This is a genomic window from Kitasatospora sp. NPDC001225 (assembly GCF_053597855.1).
The window spans coordinates 1-17,424 of record NZ_JBSFJC010000027.1 but is presented as its reverse complement, the minus strand read 5'-3'; the positions used below and the strand labels follow the sequence as shown (position 1 = coordinate 17,424).

At 74.6% G+C, this 17,424-nt stretch carries 14 protein-coding genes; 7 read left to right on the top strand and 7 right to left on the bottom strand.

The window, feature by feature from the left end; genetic code table 11:
• Positions 1–72 precede the first annotated feature (72 nt).
• A complete protein-coding gene (gene pdxR, locus ACWDCZ_RS12060) occupies positions 73–1,596 on the bottom strand; it encodes a MocR-like pyridoxine biosynthesis transcription factor PdxR (protein ID WP_449815869.1) in 1,524 nt (507 codons plus the stop codon).
• A gap of 29 nt (positions 1,597–1,625) precedes the next feature.
• Between pdxR and ACWDCZ_RS12055 the strand changes: the two genes are divergently transcribed.
• Positions 1,626–2,504, top strand: coding sequence for a methyltransferase domain-containing protein (locus ACWDCZ_RS12055; RefSeq protein ID WP_375873749.1), 879 nt, complete (start codon positions 1,626–1,628; stop codon positions 2,502–2,504).
• Between the two features lie 114 nt (positions 2,505–2,618).
• On the opposite strand, the gene ACWDCZ_RS12050 is transcribed toward ACWDCZ_RS12055, so the two are convergent.
• A complete protein-coding gene (locus tag ACWDCZ_RS12050; protein ID WP_074004989.1) occupies positions 2,619–3,116 on the bottom strand; it encodes a MarR family winged helix-turn-helix transcriptional regulator in 498 nt (165 codons plus the stop codon).
• Between the two features lie 111 nt (positions 3,117–3,227).
• Between ACWDCZ_RS12050 and ACWDCZ_RS12045 the strand changes: the two genes are divergently transcribed.
• The 3 genes from ACWDCZ_RS12045 (at position 3,228) to ACWDCZ_RS12035 (ending at position 6,598) form a co-directional block, all read left to right on the top strand.
• On the top strand, positions 3,228–4,151 hold the full coding sequence (locus ACWDCZ_RS12045) for an EamA family transporter (RefSeq protein WP_449815868.1): 924 nt from the start codon (positions 3,228–3,230) through the stop codon (positions 4,149–4,151).
• A 55-nt stretch (positions 4,152–4,206) separates the two neighbouring features.
• Entirely contained in the window at positions 4,207–4,848 is a 642-nt protein-coding gene (locus ACWDCZ_RS12040; RefSeq protein WP_449815867.1) for an NAD(P)-dependent oxidoreductase, read from the top strand.
• Positions 4,849–4,978: 130 nt separating this feature from the next.
• A complete protein-coding gene (locus ACWDCZ_RS12035; protein WP_449815866.1) occupies positions 4,979–6,598 on the top strand; it encodes an alpha/beta hydrolase in 1,620 nt (539 codons plus the stop codon).
• A 13-nt stretch (positions 6,599–6,611) separates the two neighbouring features.
• Here ACWDCZ_RS12035 and ACWDCZ_RS12030 read toward each other — a convergent pair whose 3' ends face one another.
• Complete coding sequence (locus ACWDCZ_RS12030; RefSeq protein WP_380777468.1) at positions 6,612–6,920, bottom strand: hypothetical protein; 309 nt, start codon at positions 6,918–6,920, stop codon at positions 6,612–6,614.
• 18 nt (positions 6,921–6,938) lie between these two features.
• Positions 6,939–7,349: a hypothetical protein gene (locus tag ACWDCZ_RS12025; RefSeq protein ID WP_143204668.1), complete on the bottom strand. Its 411-nt coding sequence runs from the start codon at positions 7,347–7,349 to the stop codon at positions 6,939–6,941.
• A 547-nt stretch (positions 7,350–7,896) separates the two neighbouring features.
• On the opposite strand from ACWDCZ_RS12025, the gene ACWDCZ_RS12020 reads away from it, so the two are divergent.
• Positions 7,897–9,300 carry a lytic transglycosylase domain-containing protein gene (locus tag ACWDCZ_RS12020; protein WP_449815911.1) on the top strand — a complete coding sequence of 468 codons (1,404 nt, stop codon included), beginning with the start codon at positions 7,897–7,899 and terminating at the stop codon, positions 9,298–9,300.
• 231 nt (positions 9,301–9,531) lie between these two features.
• On the opposite strand, the gene ACWDCZ_RS12015 is transcribed toward ACWDCZ_RS12020, so the two are convergent.
• Entirely contained in the window at positions 9,532–10,119 is a 588-nt protein-coding gene (locus tag ACWDCZ_RS12015) for a TerD family protein (protein ID WP_449815865.1), read from the bottom strand.
• A gap of 379 nt (positions 10,120–10,498) precedes the next feature.
• Between ACWDCZ_RS12015 and ACWDCZ_RS12010 the strand changes: the two genes are divergently transcribed.
• Positions 10,499–12,742 carry a hypothetical protein gene (locus ACWDCZ_RS12010; RefSeq protein WP_449815864.1) on the top strand — a complete coding sequence of 748 codons (2,244 nt, stop codon included), beginning with the start codon at positions 10,499–10,501 and terminating at the stop codon, positions 12,740–12,742.
• Here ACWDCZ_RS12010 and ACWDCZ_RS12005 read toward each other — a convergent pair.
• Entirely contained in the window at positions 12,739–13,839 is a 1,101-nt protein-coding gene (locus tag ACWDCZ_RS12005) for a TolB family protein (RefSeq protein WP_449815863.1), read from the bottom strand. The genes ACWDCZ_RS12010 and ACWDCZ_RS12005 overlap by 4 nt on opposite strands.
• 95 nt (positions 13,840–13,934) lie before the next feature.
• Positions 13,935–14,627 carry a class I SAM-dependent methyltransferase gene (locus tag ACWDCZ_RS12000; protein WP_449815862.1) on the bottom strand — a complete coding sequence of 231 codons (693 nt, stop codon included), beginning with the start codon at positions 14,625–14,627 and terminating at the stop codon, positions 13,935–13,937.
• A 302-nt stretch (positions 14,628–14,929) separates the two neighbouring features.
• Between ACWDCZ_RS12000 and ACWDCZ_RS11995 the strand changes: the two genes are divergently transcribed.
• On the top strand, positions 14,930–17,284 hold the full coding sequence (locus tag ACWDCZ_RS11995) for a glycosyl hydrolase family 18 protein (RefSeq protein ID WP_117492965.1): 2,355 nt from the start codon (positions 14,930–14,932) through the stop codon (positions 17,282–17,284).
• Positions 17,285–17,424 lie beyond the last annotated feature (140 nt).

Genomic DNA, 17,424 nt, shown 5'->3' with positions numbered 1-17,424 from the left:
TTCGGCATGTCAACGTACCCAGGGGTGCGGCGCGGCATTCCCCCATACACCGTATTCATCCGATAATCCGACTCAATCTCCGCGAGGTGACGCCTCTCCGCGGACCAGCCGGCCCAGGACGCCCACACCCTCGGCGATCTCGGACACCGAGCCCGCCGCGTAGCCGAGGACCAGGCCGGGCGGGTACGGCAACCGGGCGTGCCAGGACAGCGGCTGCACCTTGACCCCCTCCGCCAGGGCGGCGGCGGCCAACCCCGTATCGGTACGGCCGCATCCCTCCGGAAGCGTCAGCATCAGGTGGAGGCCGGCCGCCGCGCCGTGCACCGTGGCCCCCGGCAGGTGGGTGCGGATGGCGTCGATCATCGCGTCCCGGCGGCGGCGGTGGCGGCGGCGCAGCAGCCGCAGGTGCCGGTCGAGGTCGCCGGACTCCATCAGCCGGGCGAGGACCAGCTGGGGCAGCACCGGGTTCCCGAGGTCGGCGAACCGCTTGGCCTCCAGGACGGCGTCCCGCAGCCGGTCCGGGACCAGCAGCCAGCCGGTGCGCAGCGCGGGGGCGAGCAGCTTGGAGACGCTGCCCGCGTAGCAGACCCGATCCGGCAGGACCGCCCGCAGGGCCGGGACGGGCGGACGGTCGTAGCGGTGCTCGGCGTCGTAGTCGTCCTCGATGACCAGGCCGCCCTCCGCCGCCCAGCGCAGCAGTTCGCGGCGCCGTTCGCCGCCGAGCACGACACCGGTCGGGAACTGGTGGGCGGGGGTGAGCAGGACGGCCGGGGCGCCGGTGTTGCGCAGCGCGTCGACCCGGACGCCCTCGGCGTCGACCGGGACGGGCGGGGTGGCGGCGAGCCAGTGGGCGAGGTGCTGCCGGACGCCGACCGAGCCCGGGTCCTCCACCGCGACCTCGTCGATGCCCGCCCGCCCGAGCGCGCGGCCGAGCAGGGCGAGCGCCTGGGCCGTACCGGCGACGATCAGCACCTCGTCGGGGTCGGCGCGGATGCCCCGGTTGCGGGCCAGCCAGTGGGCGACGGCCCGGCGCAGGGCCGGGGTGCCGCGCACGTCGCCGTAACCGAGGTCGGACGCGGCGAGGCCGTCGAGGACGGCCCGTTCGGCGCGCAGCCAGGCGGCGCGGGGGAAGGCCGCGAGGTCGGGCACGCCGGGGGTGAGGTCGATCCTGGCGGGGGCGCCGCGCAGCCGCTCGAAGACCTCGGGGTCGGGGTCGTCCCGGAACAGCGCGGGCGCCTGGCGGGGCGGCCGCGCCGCGGGCACCTCCCCCGGTACGACGGCGGCCGTGACCGGTACGGCGGTGGCCGCGACCACGACCGTGCCGCCCCGCCCGCGGCCGGCGACCTGCCCCTCCTCGGCGAGGCGCCGGTAGGCGTCGGTCACCACCCCGCGGGAGACGCCGAGTTCGGCCGCCAGCACCCGGCCGGCGGGCAGCCGGGCCCCGACCGGAAGCCGCCCGTCGGCGACGGCCTCGCGCAGCCGGCGGGCGAGCCAGTCGGTGAGGCCGCCGGGCGGGGCCTCGGCGGTGTCGAGCTGGAGGAAGTCGGCGCCGGCCTCTTTGGACCGGTCGGATGCCTCGGCTTTGGACCTGTTCACCGGACCATAGTGGCGGCGAGGGTGGGGCCATGACCACGGAAACGACGGCGCCCGCGAACGCAGCGGCGCCGGAGCACGGGCTCGACCACGGCCCCGACCACGGCCCCGACTACGTCCATGGCTACTCGGAGACCGAGGCCCGGCGCCTCGGCGACCAGGCCGACACCCTCGCCGAACTGCTGCACGCGGGCACGGCCTACCCCGCGGGCAGCCGGGTGCTGGAGGCCGGCTGCGGGGTGGGGGCGCAGACCGTGCACCTGCTGGCCGCCAGCCCCGGCGTGCGGCTGACGGCGGCCGACCTCTCGGCGGACTCGCTGGCCCAGGCCCGCTCCCGGGTGGCCGCGCAAGCACCCGCCGCGGACGTCACCTGGCACCACGGCGACCTCCACCGACTGCCGTTCCCGGACGGCTCCTTCGACCACGTCTTCCTCTGCTTCGTGCTGGAGCACCTGGCCGACCCCGCCGCCGGGCTGGCGGCGCTGCGCCGGGTGCTGCGGCCGGGCGGGACGATCACCGTGATCGAGGGCGACCACGGCTCGGCGCTCTTCCACCCGGAGACCCCGGCGGCCCGCCGCACCGTCGACCACCTGGTCCGGCTGCAGGCCCGGGCGGGCGGCGACGGCCTGCTCGGCCGCCGCCTCCACCCGCTGCTGACGGAGGCCGGGTTCGCGCGGGTGACGGTCCGCCCGCGCACGGTCTACGCCGACGACGCCCGGCCCGCCCTGGTGGAGGGCTTCACCCGCCGGACCTTCGTCGCGATGGTCGAGGCCGTCCGGGCGGAGGCGCTGGAGGCCGGACTGAGCACCCCGGAGGCCTTCGACCGGGGCATCGCGGAGCTGCGCCGCGCGGCCGAGCCGGGCGGGACGTTCCACTACACCTTCTTCAAGGCGGTGGCGGTCCGGCCGTAGCGCGGGCCCGCCGGGACCTGCTCCTGCCGGAGCGGGCCCCGCGGGCGGGGTCGTGGACGGGGGTCACGATCGCGCCCGCGGGGCCCGCCGGGGCACCGGGCACCGACTAGGGCACTACTCCGGGCTGTCCCCGAGGTCCGCCAGCAGGGTGCGCATCGCCTCGACGAGCGCCGTCCGCTGCGCCTCGTCGAGGCCCGCCAGCATGCGGTACTCGGTGGCGAGGTGGTCGGGCAGCGCGCGGTCGATCAGGTCCCGGCCCTCGGGGGTGAGGGCGACCTCGCGGCTGCGGCCGTCCTGGTCGCTGCGGGCGCGGGTGACCAGTCCGCGGGCCTCCAGCCGGTCCAGCCGCTGGGTGATGGCACCGGAGGTGACCATCGCGGACCGCATCAGGCCGGTGGGGGTGAGGCGGTAGGGCGGGCCGCTGCGCCTGAGGGTGGCGAGGACGTCGAAGGAGGCGGCGTCCAGCCCGTGCTCGGCGAAGGTGCGGTTGAGCGCCGTGTCCACCAGCCGGTAGAGGCGTTTGAGCCGGCCGAACACCTCCATCGGGGAGACGTCCAGGTCGGGGCGCTCGGTGCCCCACTGCGCGACGACGCGGTCCACATGATCTGCCACGGGTTCAGGGTAGGCGATCCCGACCACATTCCTTAGCGCTGAGGTAACCGTGAGCCATGTCACTCACTCGATGCGGTGAAGAATGCCTTAGCGCTGAGATACATTGCCTTAGTGCTAAGAAATCGCCTCGCCCTCGTCCTGGTGACGGCCCTCGCCCCGGCGGTCTGGGGCACGACCTACCTGGTCACCACCGAACTCCTGCCACCCGGGCGCCCGCTGCTCGCCGCCGTCATCCGCTGCCTGCCCGCCGGACTCCTCCTGATCGCCCTCACCCGCCGTCTGCCGCAGGGCAGTTGGTGGTGGCGCTCGCTGATCCTCGGCGCGCTGAACATCGGGGTGTTCCAGGCGCTGCTGTTCATCGCCGCCTACCGTCTGCCCGGCGGCATCGCCGCCACCGTCGGCGCCGTCCAACCCCTGGTCACCGCCGGGCTCTCGGCCCTGGTCCTCGGCGACCGACTCACCCCGCGCACCGTGCTGGCCGGGATCGCGGGCGTCGCCGGCGTCAGCCTGCTGGTACTGCGGGCCGACGCCGAGCCGGACGCGGTCGGGGTGGTCGCCGCGCTCGGCGGTGCCGTGGTGATGGCCGCCGGCATCGTCCTCTCCAAGCGCTGGGCCTCCCCCGCGCCGATGCTCGCCACCACCGGCTGGCAGCTCACCGCCGGCGGACTGCTGCTGGTGCCGGTCACGCTCCTCACCGAGGGCGCCCCACCGTCCCACTACAGCCTCGCCAACGTGCTCGGCTACACCTACCTCTGCCTGATCGGCGCGGCCGTCACGTACGTGCTCTGGTTCCGCGGGCTCCGCGCGCTGCCGCCGACCTCGGTCTCCTTCCTCGCCCTGCTCAGCCCGGTCGTCGCCACCCTGCTCGGCTGGCTGGCGCTCGGCCAGGACCTCAGCCCGCTCCAGGCGCTCGGCGCCCTGGTCGTACTCGGCTCGCTGCTCGCCGCCCAGATCCAACGGCCGCGCACCGCACCGGAGTCCGCACCCGGAGCCGGGCCGACGGCCGCCCCGCGGCCCGTCCGCGAGAACGCCTGACCCCGCCCCACCCCACCGTTCCCACCCCTTTCCCACCACCTCCAGGGAGTACCCCATGCGCATCACCGTGTTCGGCGCCACCGGCAACGTCGGCCGCCGGGTCGTGGCCGAGGCCCTGTCCCGCGGCCACCACGTCACCGCCGTCGTACGGGACCCGGCGAAGCCGCACGACCTGCCGTCCGCCGTCACCCTGGTCGTCGGCGACGCCCGGACGCCCGAGGACGTCGCCCGGATCGCGGCCGGACAGGACGTGGTGGTCACCGCCACCCGCCCGGTGCCCGGCAGCGAGCACGAGCTGGCCATCGCCACCAAGGGCCTGCTCGCCGGGATCGCCGGCACCGGCGTGCGGCTGCTGGCCGTCGGCGGCGCGGGCAGCCTGCTCGTCCCGGGCGGCGGCGGGACCACCCTGGTCGAAAGCCCCGGCTTCCCCGACGCGATCCGGCCCATCGCCCTGGCCTGCGGCGAGCAGCTCGACCTCTACCGCGCCGCCGACCCGGACACCGACTGGACGTACCTGAGCCCGGCCGCGCTGCTGGAGCCCGGCGTGCGCACCGGCCGCTTCCGGACCGGCCGCGACGAGCTGCTGGTCGACGCCAACGGCACCTCGGCGATCTCCATGGAGGACCTCGCCGTCGCACTCCTCGACGAGACCGAGCGGCCCGCCCACCGCCGGTCCCGCTTCACCGCCGCCTACTGACCACCTGCCCATCCACCTGACCACCCGAGGCCCTGGCACCCCCGCCCCGGCGGGGGTGTACTCAGCACCACCCCGAAGACGGCAGTGGGGGTGATCGATCGTCAGGCCGGGGCCGGACATGATCGTTCCTGTGACCGAGACCGTGACCAAGACCCCGGCCCAGAACCAGAACCAGACCCGGAGCAAGGCCGCGAGCCGGCCCGCCGAGACCGCCCCGCGGCGCGCCCGGCGCAGCCGCCGTGCCGTTCTGGCCGTCGCCGCCGCCGTGCTGGCCGGCCTGGCGGCGCCCGCCACCGCGGGGGCCGCCACCGGCCGCGACCCGGGCGACGTCGACCCGGCGCCCGCCCGGTACACCCACCAGAGCCTGAACTGGCAGCCCTGCGCCCAACAGCCCGCGCTGGACTGCGCCGCCATGACCGCCCCGCGTGACTGGCACCACCCCGGCGTCGGGGCCGACCTGACCATCGCCGTCTCCCGGCACCGCGCCACCGACCCGGCCAAGCGCAAGGGCACCCTGCTGATGGCGGCCGGCGGGCCCGGCGGCTCCGGCCTGCTGCGCCCGGCCGGGCTGGCCGGCGCCGCCCCCGCGCTCGGCGCCGCGTACGACGTCGTCGGCTTCGACCAGCGCGGGGTCGGCGAGAGCACCAAGGCGGTCTGCCAGACCCCGGAGGAGTTCCAGGAGTTCCTGGCCGGCGACTACCGCGACCAGTCCCCGGCAGCCATCGACCGGGTCATCGCCAACTCGAAGAAGCTGGTCGCCGGTTGCCAGGAGCGCAGCGGGGACCTCCTCCCCTACCTGACCACCGAGCAGACGGCCCACGACATCGACCTGTTCCGCGGCCTGCTCGGCGAGCGCAGGCTCAGCTACTACGGCCCGTCCTACGCCTCCATGATCGGCGCCTACTACGGGACGCTCTTCCCGCACCGGGTCGAACGGATGGTGCTGGACAGCAACATCGGCTTCGACGGCACCTGGGAGGCCTTCGAGCTGGGCCAGCCGATGAGCTTCCAGCGCCGCTTCGACGAGGACTTCGTGCCCTGGCTCGCGGCCCGGGACGCCACCTACCACTGGGGCGCCACGCCGGAGCAGGTGCGGGCGCACTGGGAGCAGCGGCGGGCCGCGCTGCACGACTCCCCCATCGTCGAGGGCCCGGTGACGATCGGCCCGAACCAGCTGGACAGCCTCACCATGTCGGCGATCTACCGGGCGGCCAACTTCCCCGACCTGGCCGGGATCCTGGCCACCGTCGACGACTGGCAGGGCGCCGCTCCGGCGACCAGGGCGGCGGCCGCGAAGGCCTTCAACAGCTACCTCAGCCCGGAGTTCCTCGCCGAGTACTTCGCGGTGACCTGCAACGACACCCCGTGGACCAGGGACCTGGGCAGCTGGATCGAGCGCGGCGCCGAGAACACCGCCCGCTGGCCGCTGGCCGGGGCCCGGACGCTCGCCTTCAGCGCGGTCTGCGCCGCCTGGCCGGTCGCCCCGGCGCCCAAGGTCACGGTGACCGGCGCCCACCTGCCGACCACGCTGATGCTCAACTCGGTGCACGATCCGGCGACCTACTACGAGGCGGCGCTCGGCGCCCACCGCGCGCTGCGCGGCTCCAGGCTGGTCACCGTCACCGGGAGCGGCGACCACGGCCAGTACCCCACGTCCAACACCTGCGTCAGCGCGGTGGTCGAGCGCTACCTGCTGGACGGCACCGCACCGGGGCGCGACCTCACCTGCCCCTCCCCGCAGGCCGGTTGAGACCGGCCGCCGGTCAGTTCCGGGGCCGCGCCCGCAGTCTGCCCCGGAGCCAGGCGAAGCCGACGGCCAGCCCGGCGAAGCCTCCGACGGCGAGCTTGATCCCGGCCTTGGCGACGATCCAGCCGACCCACGGGACGCCCCACCCCAGCCAGTGGAACACGGCCAGCAGGACCGCGGCGCCGAACAGCGCCGCGAGCAGGGTGACCACGACGGCGGCGGCCCGTGAGAGCTCCCGCGGGCCGTCGGCGTGCTCCCCCGCGGCCGTGCCGTCCGGGTCGGCGGTCGGGTCCTTCGTCATCTCGTTCGTACCCCCCTCGGTCATGAGGGCGATGATACGGCGTCAGCGGTAGGCGTGGTGGGTGTCCCCGACGTGCTCGCCGGTCTCGTCGTCGGGGAAGCTGACGGCCATGGTGACGCGGTACTCGTGGACGTCCTCGCGGTGTCCCGGCACCCGCGCCCAGGCCAGCGAGTGCACCTCGGCCTCGGGGGCCTGCCGGCACCAGGCGGCGGCCTCCTCCAGGACGCCGGCGGGGGACCGCCCGGTGCACACCACGGCGGTGTACGCGGCGACCGCGACGTCCCCACCGGAGCGGCGGGTGCGCGACACCGCCCGGACGGCCGCGGCGGCCTGGGTCAGGTCACGGGCCAGGTCGTCCACCACCCGAGGGGGAGCCGGCAGGACGACCGTCCCCTCGGCGAGGGTCTCCGGCAGGTTCGGGCTCACGGTCTGGACCTCCATCCGCATCATCACGCGGCACAGCATGCCGGGCAGTCATTCCTGGCATGCCCATTTTCACCAGAACGTCACCCGTCCAGGGCCGAGTCGGGGTCGCGCCCTGGCGTCCCGACGTCCTTCCTGGTAGTGGCGCCACCGACGCCCTCCGACGTTCCAGCAGGTCAGGAGGGGCGGCAGCGGGCGGCGCCGGGGGGCCCGAAACGCCGCGGACGCACCACCCCCGTGCCCCGAACCGCCGGTCCGGCGCCCGGGAGCGCCCGTCCCACCGGTGTCGGCCCCACGGTCAACTCTCCGTACCGGAACGGGAGTTGCCGCCGGGTCGCGGTCGGGAGGCGGTAGGCGGCACAGGCGGCCGGACGGCACGGCGCCCGGCCGCACCCCCGCTGAGGTGCCGAGTTAACCCCTCGGAGGGCTCCGGTCCGCCTCCCGGTCACCCTGTCCCTGTCAGATCGTCGTGATACTAATCGTGGCGGCGGCGGGCCCGGTCCTCGGCTGGACGGGCACGATGACGACAGCTCAACCGTTCCGGAAGGGTCCGGACGGCAACGGGGAGGGGCAGCGGATGACGGTGCGGATCGGCAAGGCCAAGGACGGGCGGAAGGTCCGGATAGGCAAGCGGGTCACGGGGACGGCGGCGGCCTTCGCCGCGCTGGCCGCGCTGACCGGCTCTCAGGTGACGGGCATCGGGCTCGCCCCGGCCGCGGTCGCCGACGCCGGTCCGGCGAACGGCGCCGCCGATCAGGGCGCCGGCCGCTACCTGCCCGGCGGCGGCCCCTCGACGGACCTCCCCGGCACCTTCGGCACCGGCGTGCCGGCCGACGGCGGCGGCACCGTCCAGCTCCCGCAGCCTCCCGGCACCCTGCCCGGCCTGCCCTCGGCCGGCCCGTTCGCGGCCACCGGCCCCGCGCTGCCCGCCACCGTGCTCGCCGCCTATCGCCAGGCCGAGGCCTCGCTGGCGCAGCGCTCGCCGGGCTGCCACCTGCCGTGGCAGCTGCTCGCCGCGATCGGCCAGGTCGAGTCCGGCCAGGCCAACGGCGGCCAGGTGGACGCCGCCGGCACGACGCTGACGCCGATCCTCGGCCCGGCCCTGGACGGCAACGGCTTCGCCGCGATACCCGACAGCGACGGCGGCCGCTACGACGGCGACGCCCGCTGGGACCGCGCCGTCGGGCCGATGCAGTTCATCCCCTCCACCTGGGCCTCCTGGGGCGTGGACGCCAACGGCGACGGCAAGGCCGACCCGAACAACATCTTCGACGCCGCCGAGAGCGCCGGCCGCTACCTGTGCGCGGGCGGACGCGACCTCGCCGACCCGGCGCAGCTCGACCGGGCGATACTCAGCTACAACAACTCCGGCGAGTACCTGCGGACGGTGCGCAACTGGATGGCGCACTACGGCAGCGGCACGGTGACCACCGTCCCGAACCGTCCGGGCTCCCCGGTGCCGCCCGCCCCGCTGCCCTCGCCGTACCTCCCGGGCCTGCCCACCGGCGGTTCGGGCACGGGCACCGGCGGCACGCCCAGCACGGAGCCGCAGCCGCCCGCACCGGTCACGCCGACGCCGGACCAGTCGCCGAGCCCCCAGCCGACGACGACCCCGAGCCCCACCGCCACGCCCACGCCCGGCGGTTCGACCTCGCCGTCGGCGACGCCGACGACCACCCCGAGCGGCGGCGCCTCCCCGACGGCGACGCCGACCGGCACGCCCACCACGACTCCGACCGGTACGCCCACGGGTACCCCGACCGGTACGCCCACCAGCTGCCCGGACCCGACGGCCACCCCCACCGGCACGCCCACCCCGACGGGCTCCCCCTCCCCGGCCGCCACGCCCACCGGCACCCCGACGGCGACGCCCCTCCCGGGCTGCCCCACCCCCACCCCGACCGCGACGGACACCCCGAGCGGCGCGCCCAGCACCACTCCCAGCGCCGCCTTCTCGCCGTCGGCCGCCCCGACGAAGTGAGCAAAGGGGCGCGGTTCCTCCTGAGGAACCGCGCCCCGCTCAACCGGCGCTGCCTCACGGCCGCGCCGTTGTCCGCCCCGACCACCCGGAAGCGCCGGGCGACGGCCGGCGTTCGCCGAACCGCGGCCCGCCCGGATCAACGGATTCCTCCCCGCGCGCAACGGCCCCGGCCGGGCTCCGGCGCCGCGACGTCCACTGACGCCCGCGGCGCCGGGCACCCGCCCCAGCCGCTCAGAGGTGCTTGACCAGCTCCGGCATCAGGTCCTGGAAGGTCCGCCCGCTGGCGGGCTGGCCGATCGCGGTCATCTGCCAACCCGTGGCCGTGCGCTGCACCTTGGCCATGACCTGGGCGGTGTACGGGCCGCCGGCGGTGAGCGTGTAGCGGGCCAGCTCGACGCCGGTGGTCTCGTCCACCAGCCGGCAGAAGGCCGCCTCGACCTCCTGGAAGGTCTGCCCGGTGAAGGAGTTGACGGTGAAGACGATCTGGTCGACGTCGGCGGAGACGGCGGTCAGGTCGACCGTGATCGACTCGTCGTCGGTCGCGTCGCCCGCGCCGCCGACCAGGTTGTCCCCGCTGTGCCGGACCGAGCCGTCGTTGCTGTTGAGGTGCTGGAAGAACACCACGTCCACCGGACGCCCCTGGGCGAACAGCACCGCCGAGGCGTCCAGGTCGATCTCCCGGCCGGCGGCGAGCAGCTTGGCGAAGAAGCCCTTGCGCTCCGCCGCCTTCCAGCCGAGGCCCATCCGGACCAGGCTCAGTTGTCCACCGCCCGGCTTCTCCAGGCTGATCTTCTGTCCCTTGGCCAGCGAAACGCTCATCGCGTCCTCCTCGTTCTGCCACCGCCCGTGCCGCGAATCTACAGCACTGTAGAGAATTTATGATCATCGACGGCGCCCTGCGAGCACCCCTACCCCGAACTCCCCCGGACCTCACCCCGACAACGGTCCGCACACTGAGGGAACCGGCGGTCAGACGTCTGGCGTAGCCGTGGACCGCGACCGGACGACCGGGGCGGCACACGGTCTAGGGTCGGCCCCGGGACCGCCGCCGGCAACCACGGCGCGCCGTCCGCGCACCGATCGCCGTACGCCACGACCCACCGTGCCCACGATCCACCGTGCTCACCACTCGCAGTGCTCACGACCGTTCCCGGGCCAGGCCGACCCGCGCCGGCCCGCTCACGCTGGGGGGACCACCATGCCCGAGCAGCACGAAGGAACCGAACAGCACACCACCCCGGAACGCCCGGGGGGATCCCGCCTCGGCCGCCGCAGACTGCTCCGGGCCGGCCTCGGCGCCGGCGGCGCGCTGGCCACCGTCCGGCTGCTGAACGGCGGCGCCGCCTGGGCCGCCGGGCCGCCGCCCGCACCGGCCGCGGCCGAGGACTACGGAAACTCGGAGTACCAGGGCCAGTGGCCCACCTCCCACCTGGCCGCCGCCCCCGGGACCGCCGCGCAGACCTGGCCGGACTGGGCCCGCTACGCCCGCATCGCCGACGGCACCTTCAACGAGCCCGCCGACATGCAGAGCGCCGTGGACGCCCTCAAGGCGCAGGAGGTCAGCGTCATCGAGCTGGACACCCTGCTCTCCGACTGGCTCACCGACGCCCAGTTCGCCGCGCACATGGCCGAGGTGAAGCAGTTAACCGGCCTGGCCCACGCCGCCGGCCTCAAGGTCGTCATGTACTACCCGTCGCTGGAGCTGATCTCCCCCGGCGGTGAGAAGGGCCGCTCCTTCTACAAGAACGACCAGGGCAAGAACTGGGTCCAGCGCGACCTCGCCGGCAAGCCCAACGTGTTCTACGGCAGCGTGGTGGTCTGGGTCGACCCGGGCGACGAGAGCGTCTGGCTCAGCCCCAACTCGCCCTGGCGGGACTACTACCTCAAGCGGATCAAGGGCGTGGCCGCGACCGGCGTGGACGGCATCTGGCCGGACGTCCCGATCTACTTCGACGGCGTGCAGTCCTGGTGCGACGCCTCCACCTGGGGCGCCGCCGCGTTCAAGGCCGACACCGGCCTCGCCCTTCCCACGGCCGCGAACTTCGCCGACCCGGTCTTCCGCCGCTACGTCGAGTGGCGCCACCGCAACCTGCTCCAGTTCCAGCTGGACATCGCCGACGCGGGCCGCTCGGTCAACCCCGACCTGGTCACCTTCGTCGAGACCGTGTCGATGGACTACCGCTACGCCACCTCGATCGGCCTGGACGGCGGCTACCTGCGCCAGGCCCCCGGCGCCGTCAGCCAGGTCTGGGAGGTGGACATCCTCGGCAACTACGACGGCATGCGGCACGCCACCGCCTCCGACTGGGTCTGCCTGATCTCCATGTACAAGTACGCCCGCGCCGCCAGCGGCACCAAGCCGGCCTGGGCGTTCTCCTATGGCTGGCAGGCCGACGACGCCTCGCTGGTGATGTCCCAGCTGATCGCGGCCGGCTGCAACCCGTACGAGGTGAAGACCCCGTTCAAGAACGACACCGTGGACGCGGCGATGCGCACCCGGATGTACCGCTTCGTGCGCACCAACCAGACGAAGCTCTACGACCCGGCCTCGATCGCACAGGTCGGCGTCTACCACTCGGCGCCGTCCCGGGACTACGTGGCCCCGGGCGAGGGCAACGGGATGTACGTCAACGCCAAGGCCCCGGCCGGGATCGCCGACTGGTGGGGCGGCGACGACCCGCAGATGAGCTGCGCCTCGCTCCCCTGGCTCGGCGAGTTCCGGGGAACCGTCAAGGCGCTGGTCTACGCCCACGTCCCGTTCGACACGGTGTCCAGCCCCGGCCTGACCGCCGACGACCTGGCCCGGTTCAAGGTGCTGCTGCTGCCCAACCTCCAGGCGGTCTCGGACACCGAGGCGGCGCTGCTGCGCGGCTTCGTCTCGGCCGGCGGAACCATCGTGATCACCGGCCCGGCACCCACCGCGCTGGACGAACTCGGCGGCCAGCGCACCGAGTTCGCGCTCTCCGACGTGCTCGGCCTGCGCAAGGCCGACCCGCTTCCCACCGGCAAGCGGAACTCCTACGGCAGCGGAAGCTGTTGGTACGTCAAGGCACTGCCCGGGCTGAGCTACCTCACCAAGACCGACCAGGCCTCGGCGGACCAGCTGCTCACCGCCGTCCAGCAGGCCGCCCCGCCGGCGGTCACCCTCGCCGGGGACCGCCGGATCTTCCTGGACGCCCGGCGGCTCGGCGCCGACACCGTCGTCCACCTGGTGAACTTCACCAACTTCGGCGACACCCCGGCGGCGTTCCGCAGCGCACCCGCCAACTGCACGCTCTCCTACGCCCTCCCGGCCGGGGCGGGCGTCACCGCCGTCACCGTCGCGAGCCCGGACGGCACCGACCCGGCGCCCAAGGCCGTCCCGTACACCGTCACCGGCGCGACGGTCAGCGTGCCGCTGACCGTCGCCCAGTACTCGGTGGTGACGATCACCGTCGGCTAGCCGTTTCCAGGGGCCTGGATGCGCCAGAGGGCGGCGGGGTTGGCCTCGCCGCCCGGGGCGGACTCGAAGGCGATCCACTGCCCGTCCGGGGACCAGCTCGGCGCGCCGTCGTAGGCGGTGTCGTCGCGGGTCACCCGGACGGGAGTGCCGCCGCCCGCGTCCACCACGAAGACCTGGGCGTTCGGCAGGTCGCCGAGGTTGGAGGAGAAGACCAGGAAGCGGCCGTCCGGGGACCAGCTCGGGTCGGTGTGCTCGCCCGGCGCGTCGGTGACCCGCCGCAGTCCGCCGCCGTCCGCGTCCACCGTCCACAGCGACCAGTCCTCGCGGCCCGCGCTCCGCCGCTGGAAGACGATCCGGTCGCCCTTCGGGGACCAGTTCGGCTGCCGGTTGTCGGATCCGGTGCCCCGGCCGTCCACCAGCAGGACGGGCGCGCCGCCGCCGCGGCGGACCTTCCAGAGCGAGTCCTGCTCGGCCGCGTCGCCGTGCACCGCGGCGTGCTCCGGCTCCCAGCTCTGCTGGAAGACGATCCACTCGCCGTCCGGGGAGAAGCTCGGTTCGCTGTAACCGCTGCCGTCGGCGTGGCTGGTCACCCGCTCGGGGGTGCCGCCTGGCTTCATCAGCCAGACCTCGTCGTGCCCGGACTCCCGGTCGGTGGCGAAGGCGAAGGCGTCGGCGGCGGCGTTCCAGCTGCTGCCGGGGAGGTTGACGGCCGCCTTGTCGGGATCCTCCAACACCGTGCGCGGCGCGCCACCGTCCAGGGGCAGGATGCCGAGGGCAGCGGCGCCCTTGTTGTAGCCCTCGCTGAACTCGGTCAGCAGCACCGAGCGGCCGTCCGGGGCGAAGGCCGGGTTCTGCGCGCTGTGGCCGCCCCCGGCGCGGTAGAGCAGCCGGGCACCGTCGGCGCGGCGCTCGGCCCCACTCGGGGAGGTGCCGCTCGGGGCCGCGCCGGTCGGGGCCACGCCGGTCGACGACCCGCCGGCCGACGGCGCACCCGTCGGTCCGGGCGCCGGCTCCTCCTCGGAACCGGCGCCCGAGCTGCCGCAGCCGGCCAGGAGCACGACGGCAGCCAAGACCGCCGGGAGCATGCGAGTCCTCATGCCCCACAAGCTAGTTGACGATTCGTCAGTTGTCGTACGCCGCCAGGCGGATCAGGGCGCAGCCGTCCGGCAGGCCCCGCCGGCGCCCCCGCCCGTCAACCGCCGCTCCGCTCCAGCCGCACCAGCGCGTCCACCGCGACCCGGCTGCCCTGGCCGCCCCCGTTCACCTCGGCGCCCTCGACGCGCTCGGCGCTCTCGGCGCCCGCAGCGCCCTTGTGGCCCGGCTCGCCGCCGACCGTCCGGTGCACCCGCTCGGCGCGGACGGTGCGCAGCCCGCGGTCGGCGAGGTCCGCCAGGACGTCCTCCGGGGTGAAGAGCACGGCCGGGTCCTGCGGGCCGCCGACCCCCTCGGTGAGGTTGCTCAGGTCGTGCCCGATGACCAGCAGGGTGCCGCCGGGGCTGAGCGCGTCGGCGGCGCGGCGCAGCGCGGCCCGGCGCTCCGCGGCGGGGATCTGCAGGTAGGCGACCAGGACGAGGTCGTAGCCGGCGGCGGGGGCCTCGTAGGCGCGGGCGTCGCCGTGGCGCCAGGTGAGCCGGTCGGCGACCTCGTCGGGCAGCTCGGCGGTGAGCCGTTCGGCGCGCTCCAGGGCGACGGCGGAGAAGTCCAGTCCGGTGACCTCCCAGCCCTGGGCGGCCAGCCAGATCGCGTTGCGGCCCTCTCCGGCGGCCAGGTCCAGCGCGTGGCCGGGAGTGCGCCCGGCCAGTTCCCGGACCACCCACCGGTTGGGCGCGGCACCCCACACCAGCTCGCTCGCGGCGTAGCGGTCGTCCCAGTCCTGGCTGTCCATCGCGCGTCCTCCGTTCGACGGGCCTGCTCGTACCGGCCAACCTACCGGGCCGCCGCCGACCCGGCAGGGAACGGTCCAGCGGGCGGACACCCTTGACGGCGAATATTGGTCCAGTCCAATCTGTTCAGTCGTGACGTGCACGGGTCGGCCGCCCGTCGCGTCCGCACTCCGCTCGTCCGCACACCGCTCGTCAGCACGCGTCACCAGCCCGCGCGCCCCCACCGCGCCCGGGCCGGCTCCCCTCGGCCCGTCCCGGGCCACCGCACCGCCGGAACCCCCCACACATCCGGAGGACCCACCGCATGCACGACCGCGTCACGCCCGCACGGCCCGCCCACCCCGCCGGGGAGCGCGCCGACCGCCGGGCCGCCCAGCGCAGAAGAGCCACCGCACTGGCCCTGGCCGCCACGCTGACCACCAGCGGCGCCGCCATCGCCCTCACCTTCGGTTCCGCCTCGGCCGCCCCGGTCAACCTGCTGACCAACGGCGACTTCGAGACCGGCACCCTGGCCGGCTGGACCTGCTCCAACGGCTCGGTCGTCACCACCCCGGTGCACGGCGGGAGCCGCGCGCTCGCCGGCGCCGCCTCGGCCGGCGACACCGCGCAGTGCCAGCAGACCGTCACCGTCCAGCCGAACACCACGTACACCCTGGCCGGCTGGGTCCAGGGCAGCTACGTCTACCTGGGCGCCACCGGCACCGGCGTCAACTCCTCGGCCTGGACGCCGGGCGCGACCGGCTGGAACCAGCTGAGCACCACCTTCACCACCGGCGCCACCACCACCTCCGTCACGGTCTTCACCCACGGCTGGTACGGCACCGGCACCTACTACGCGGACGACCTCACGCTGACCGGCCCGGCCGGCCCCACCTCGTCCACCAGCCCGACGGCCACCGGCAGCCCGACCGCCACGGCCAGCCCGACGGCCACCGCGAGCCCCACCGCCACCGGCAGCCCCACCGGGAGCCCGACGGCGACCGGCAGCCCGACGGGCACCCCCACGACCACCACCCCGACCCCGACGGCCACCGCGAGCGGCCCGGCCGGGGACGGCAAGGTCACCACCCCGACCGGCTTCGCGGTCACCAGGACCACCTCCAACGCGGTGGTGCTCACCTGGCAGCCGTCCACCCTCACCAGCGGCGACGGCCCGGTCGCCTACAAGGTGTGGTCCAACGGCCAGCTGGTCGCCACCTCGATGGGCACCTCCGTCGCGGTCAGCTCGCTGCTGCCGGGCAGGAGCTACACCTTCAGCGTCCAGGGCTACTCCGGCAGCCACGCCTCCGCCCAGTCCGCGCCGGTGAGCACCACCACCGCGGCCGCCCCCGCCCAGCAGCCGATCCGCTCCGCCTACTTCGACCAGTGGGGCGTCTACGAGAACGCGTACAACGCCAAGAACGTCGACACCAGCGGCGCGGCGGGCAAGCTGGACGTCGTCCACTACGCGTTCGCCAACATCGACCCGACGAAGTTCACCTGCTTCCAGGCGGTGAAGGCCTCCGACTCGGCCAACGAGTCCAACCCGAACGCCGGTGACGGCGCGGGCGACGCCTACGCCGACTACCAGGCCGACTACAGCTCCGCCACCAGCGTGGACGGCAGCAGCGACACCTGGGAGCAGCCGCTCAAGGGCAACTTCAACCAGCTGCGCCAGCTGAAGGCCAAGTACCCGAACCTGCGGTTCACCATCTCGATCGGCGGCTGGACGTACTCCAAGTACTTCTCCGACGCGGCGGCCACCGACTCCTCCCGCAAGGCCTTCGTCTCCTCGTGCGTCGACATGTTCCTCAAGGGAAACCTGCCGACCGGCGTGGCCGGTGACGCCTCCGGCGGCGCGGCCTCGGCGGCGGGCCTCTTCGACGGCGTCGACCTCGACTGGGAGTACCCGGGCTCGGCCGGCGGCCACACCGGCAACCACTACTCCGCGGCCGACAAGCAGAACTACACCCTGCTGCTCAAGGAGTTCCGCACCCAGCTGGACGCCCTCGGCGCCGCCCAGGGCAAGCGCTACCTGCTGACCGCCGCACTGCCCAGCGGCCAGGACAAGGTCGCCCAGCTGGAGACCGACAAGATCGGCGCCTACCTGGACTACGCGGACGTGATGTCCTACGACATGCACGGCGCGTGGGACGCCACCGGCCCGACCAACCACCAGGACCCGCTGCACGACAGCCCGGCCGACCCGACCACGCCGATCACCCCGGGCACCCGCAAGTACAACGTGGACACCACGCTCGCCGCGTACACCACCGGCCTGCCCGAGTACGGCATCCCCGGCGGCTTCCCCGCGAACAAGATCGTGCTGGGCATCCCGTTCTACTGGCGCGGCTGGACCGGCGTCCCGGCCGGCTCCAACTACGGCCTGTACCAGAGCGCGACCGGCCCGACGGCGAAGAAGCCGCTGAGCCAGGAGGCCGGCCTGGCCGCCTGGAAGGAGCTCAACCCGACCGCGGCCCAGACCCACTGGGACCCGGTCACCGAGAGCAGCTGGGTCTACGACGGCACCAACTTCTGGACCGGTGACACCCCGCAGGCCGTCCAGGCGCGCGGGGCCTACGCCAAGGCCAAGGGCCTGGGCGGGCTGTTCGCCTTCTCCCTGGAGAACGACGACGCCTCCGGCACCATGCTCAACTCGATGGACAGCAGCCTTCGCTGACGTTTCGTCACGCTTCGTCAGAAATCAGTGATGGCCCGCGCGGAGACTCCGCGCGGGCCATCCGCGGTCTTCCCGTCCCGGGCTCGGCCGGCGCGACCCGGCCGGCCGCGGCTCAGCGCGGCGGCACCGGGTCGGTCGCC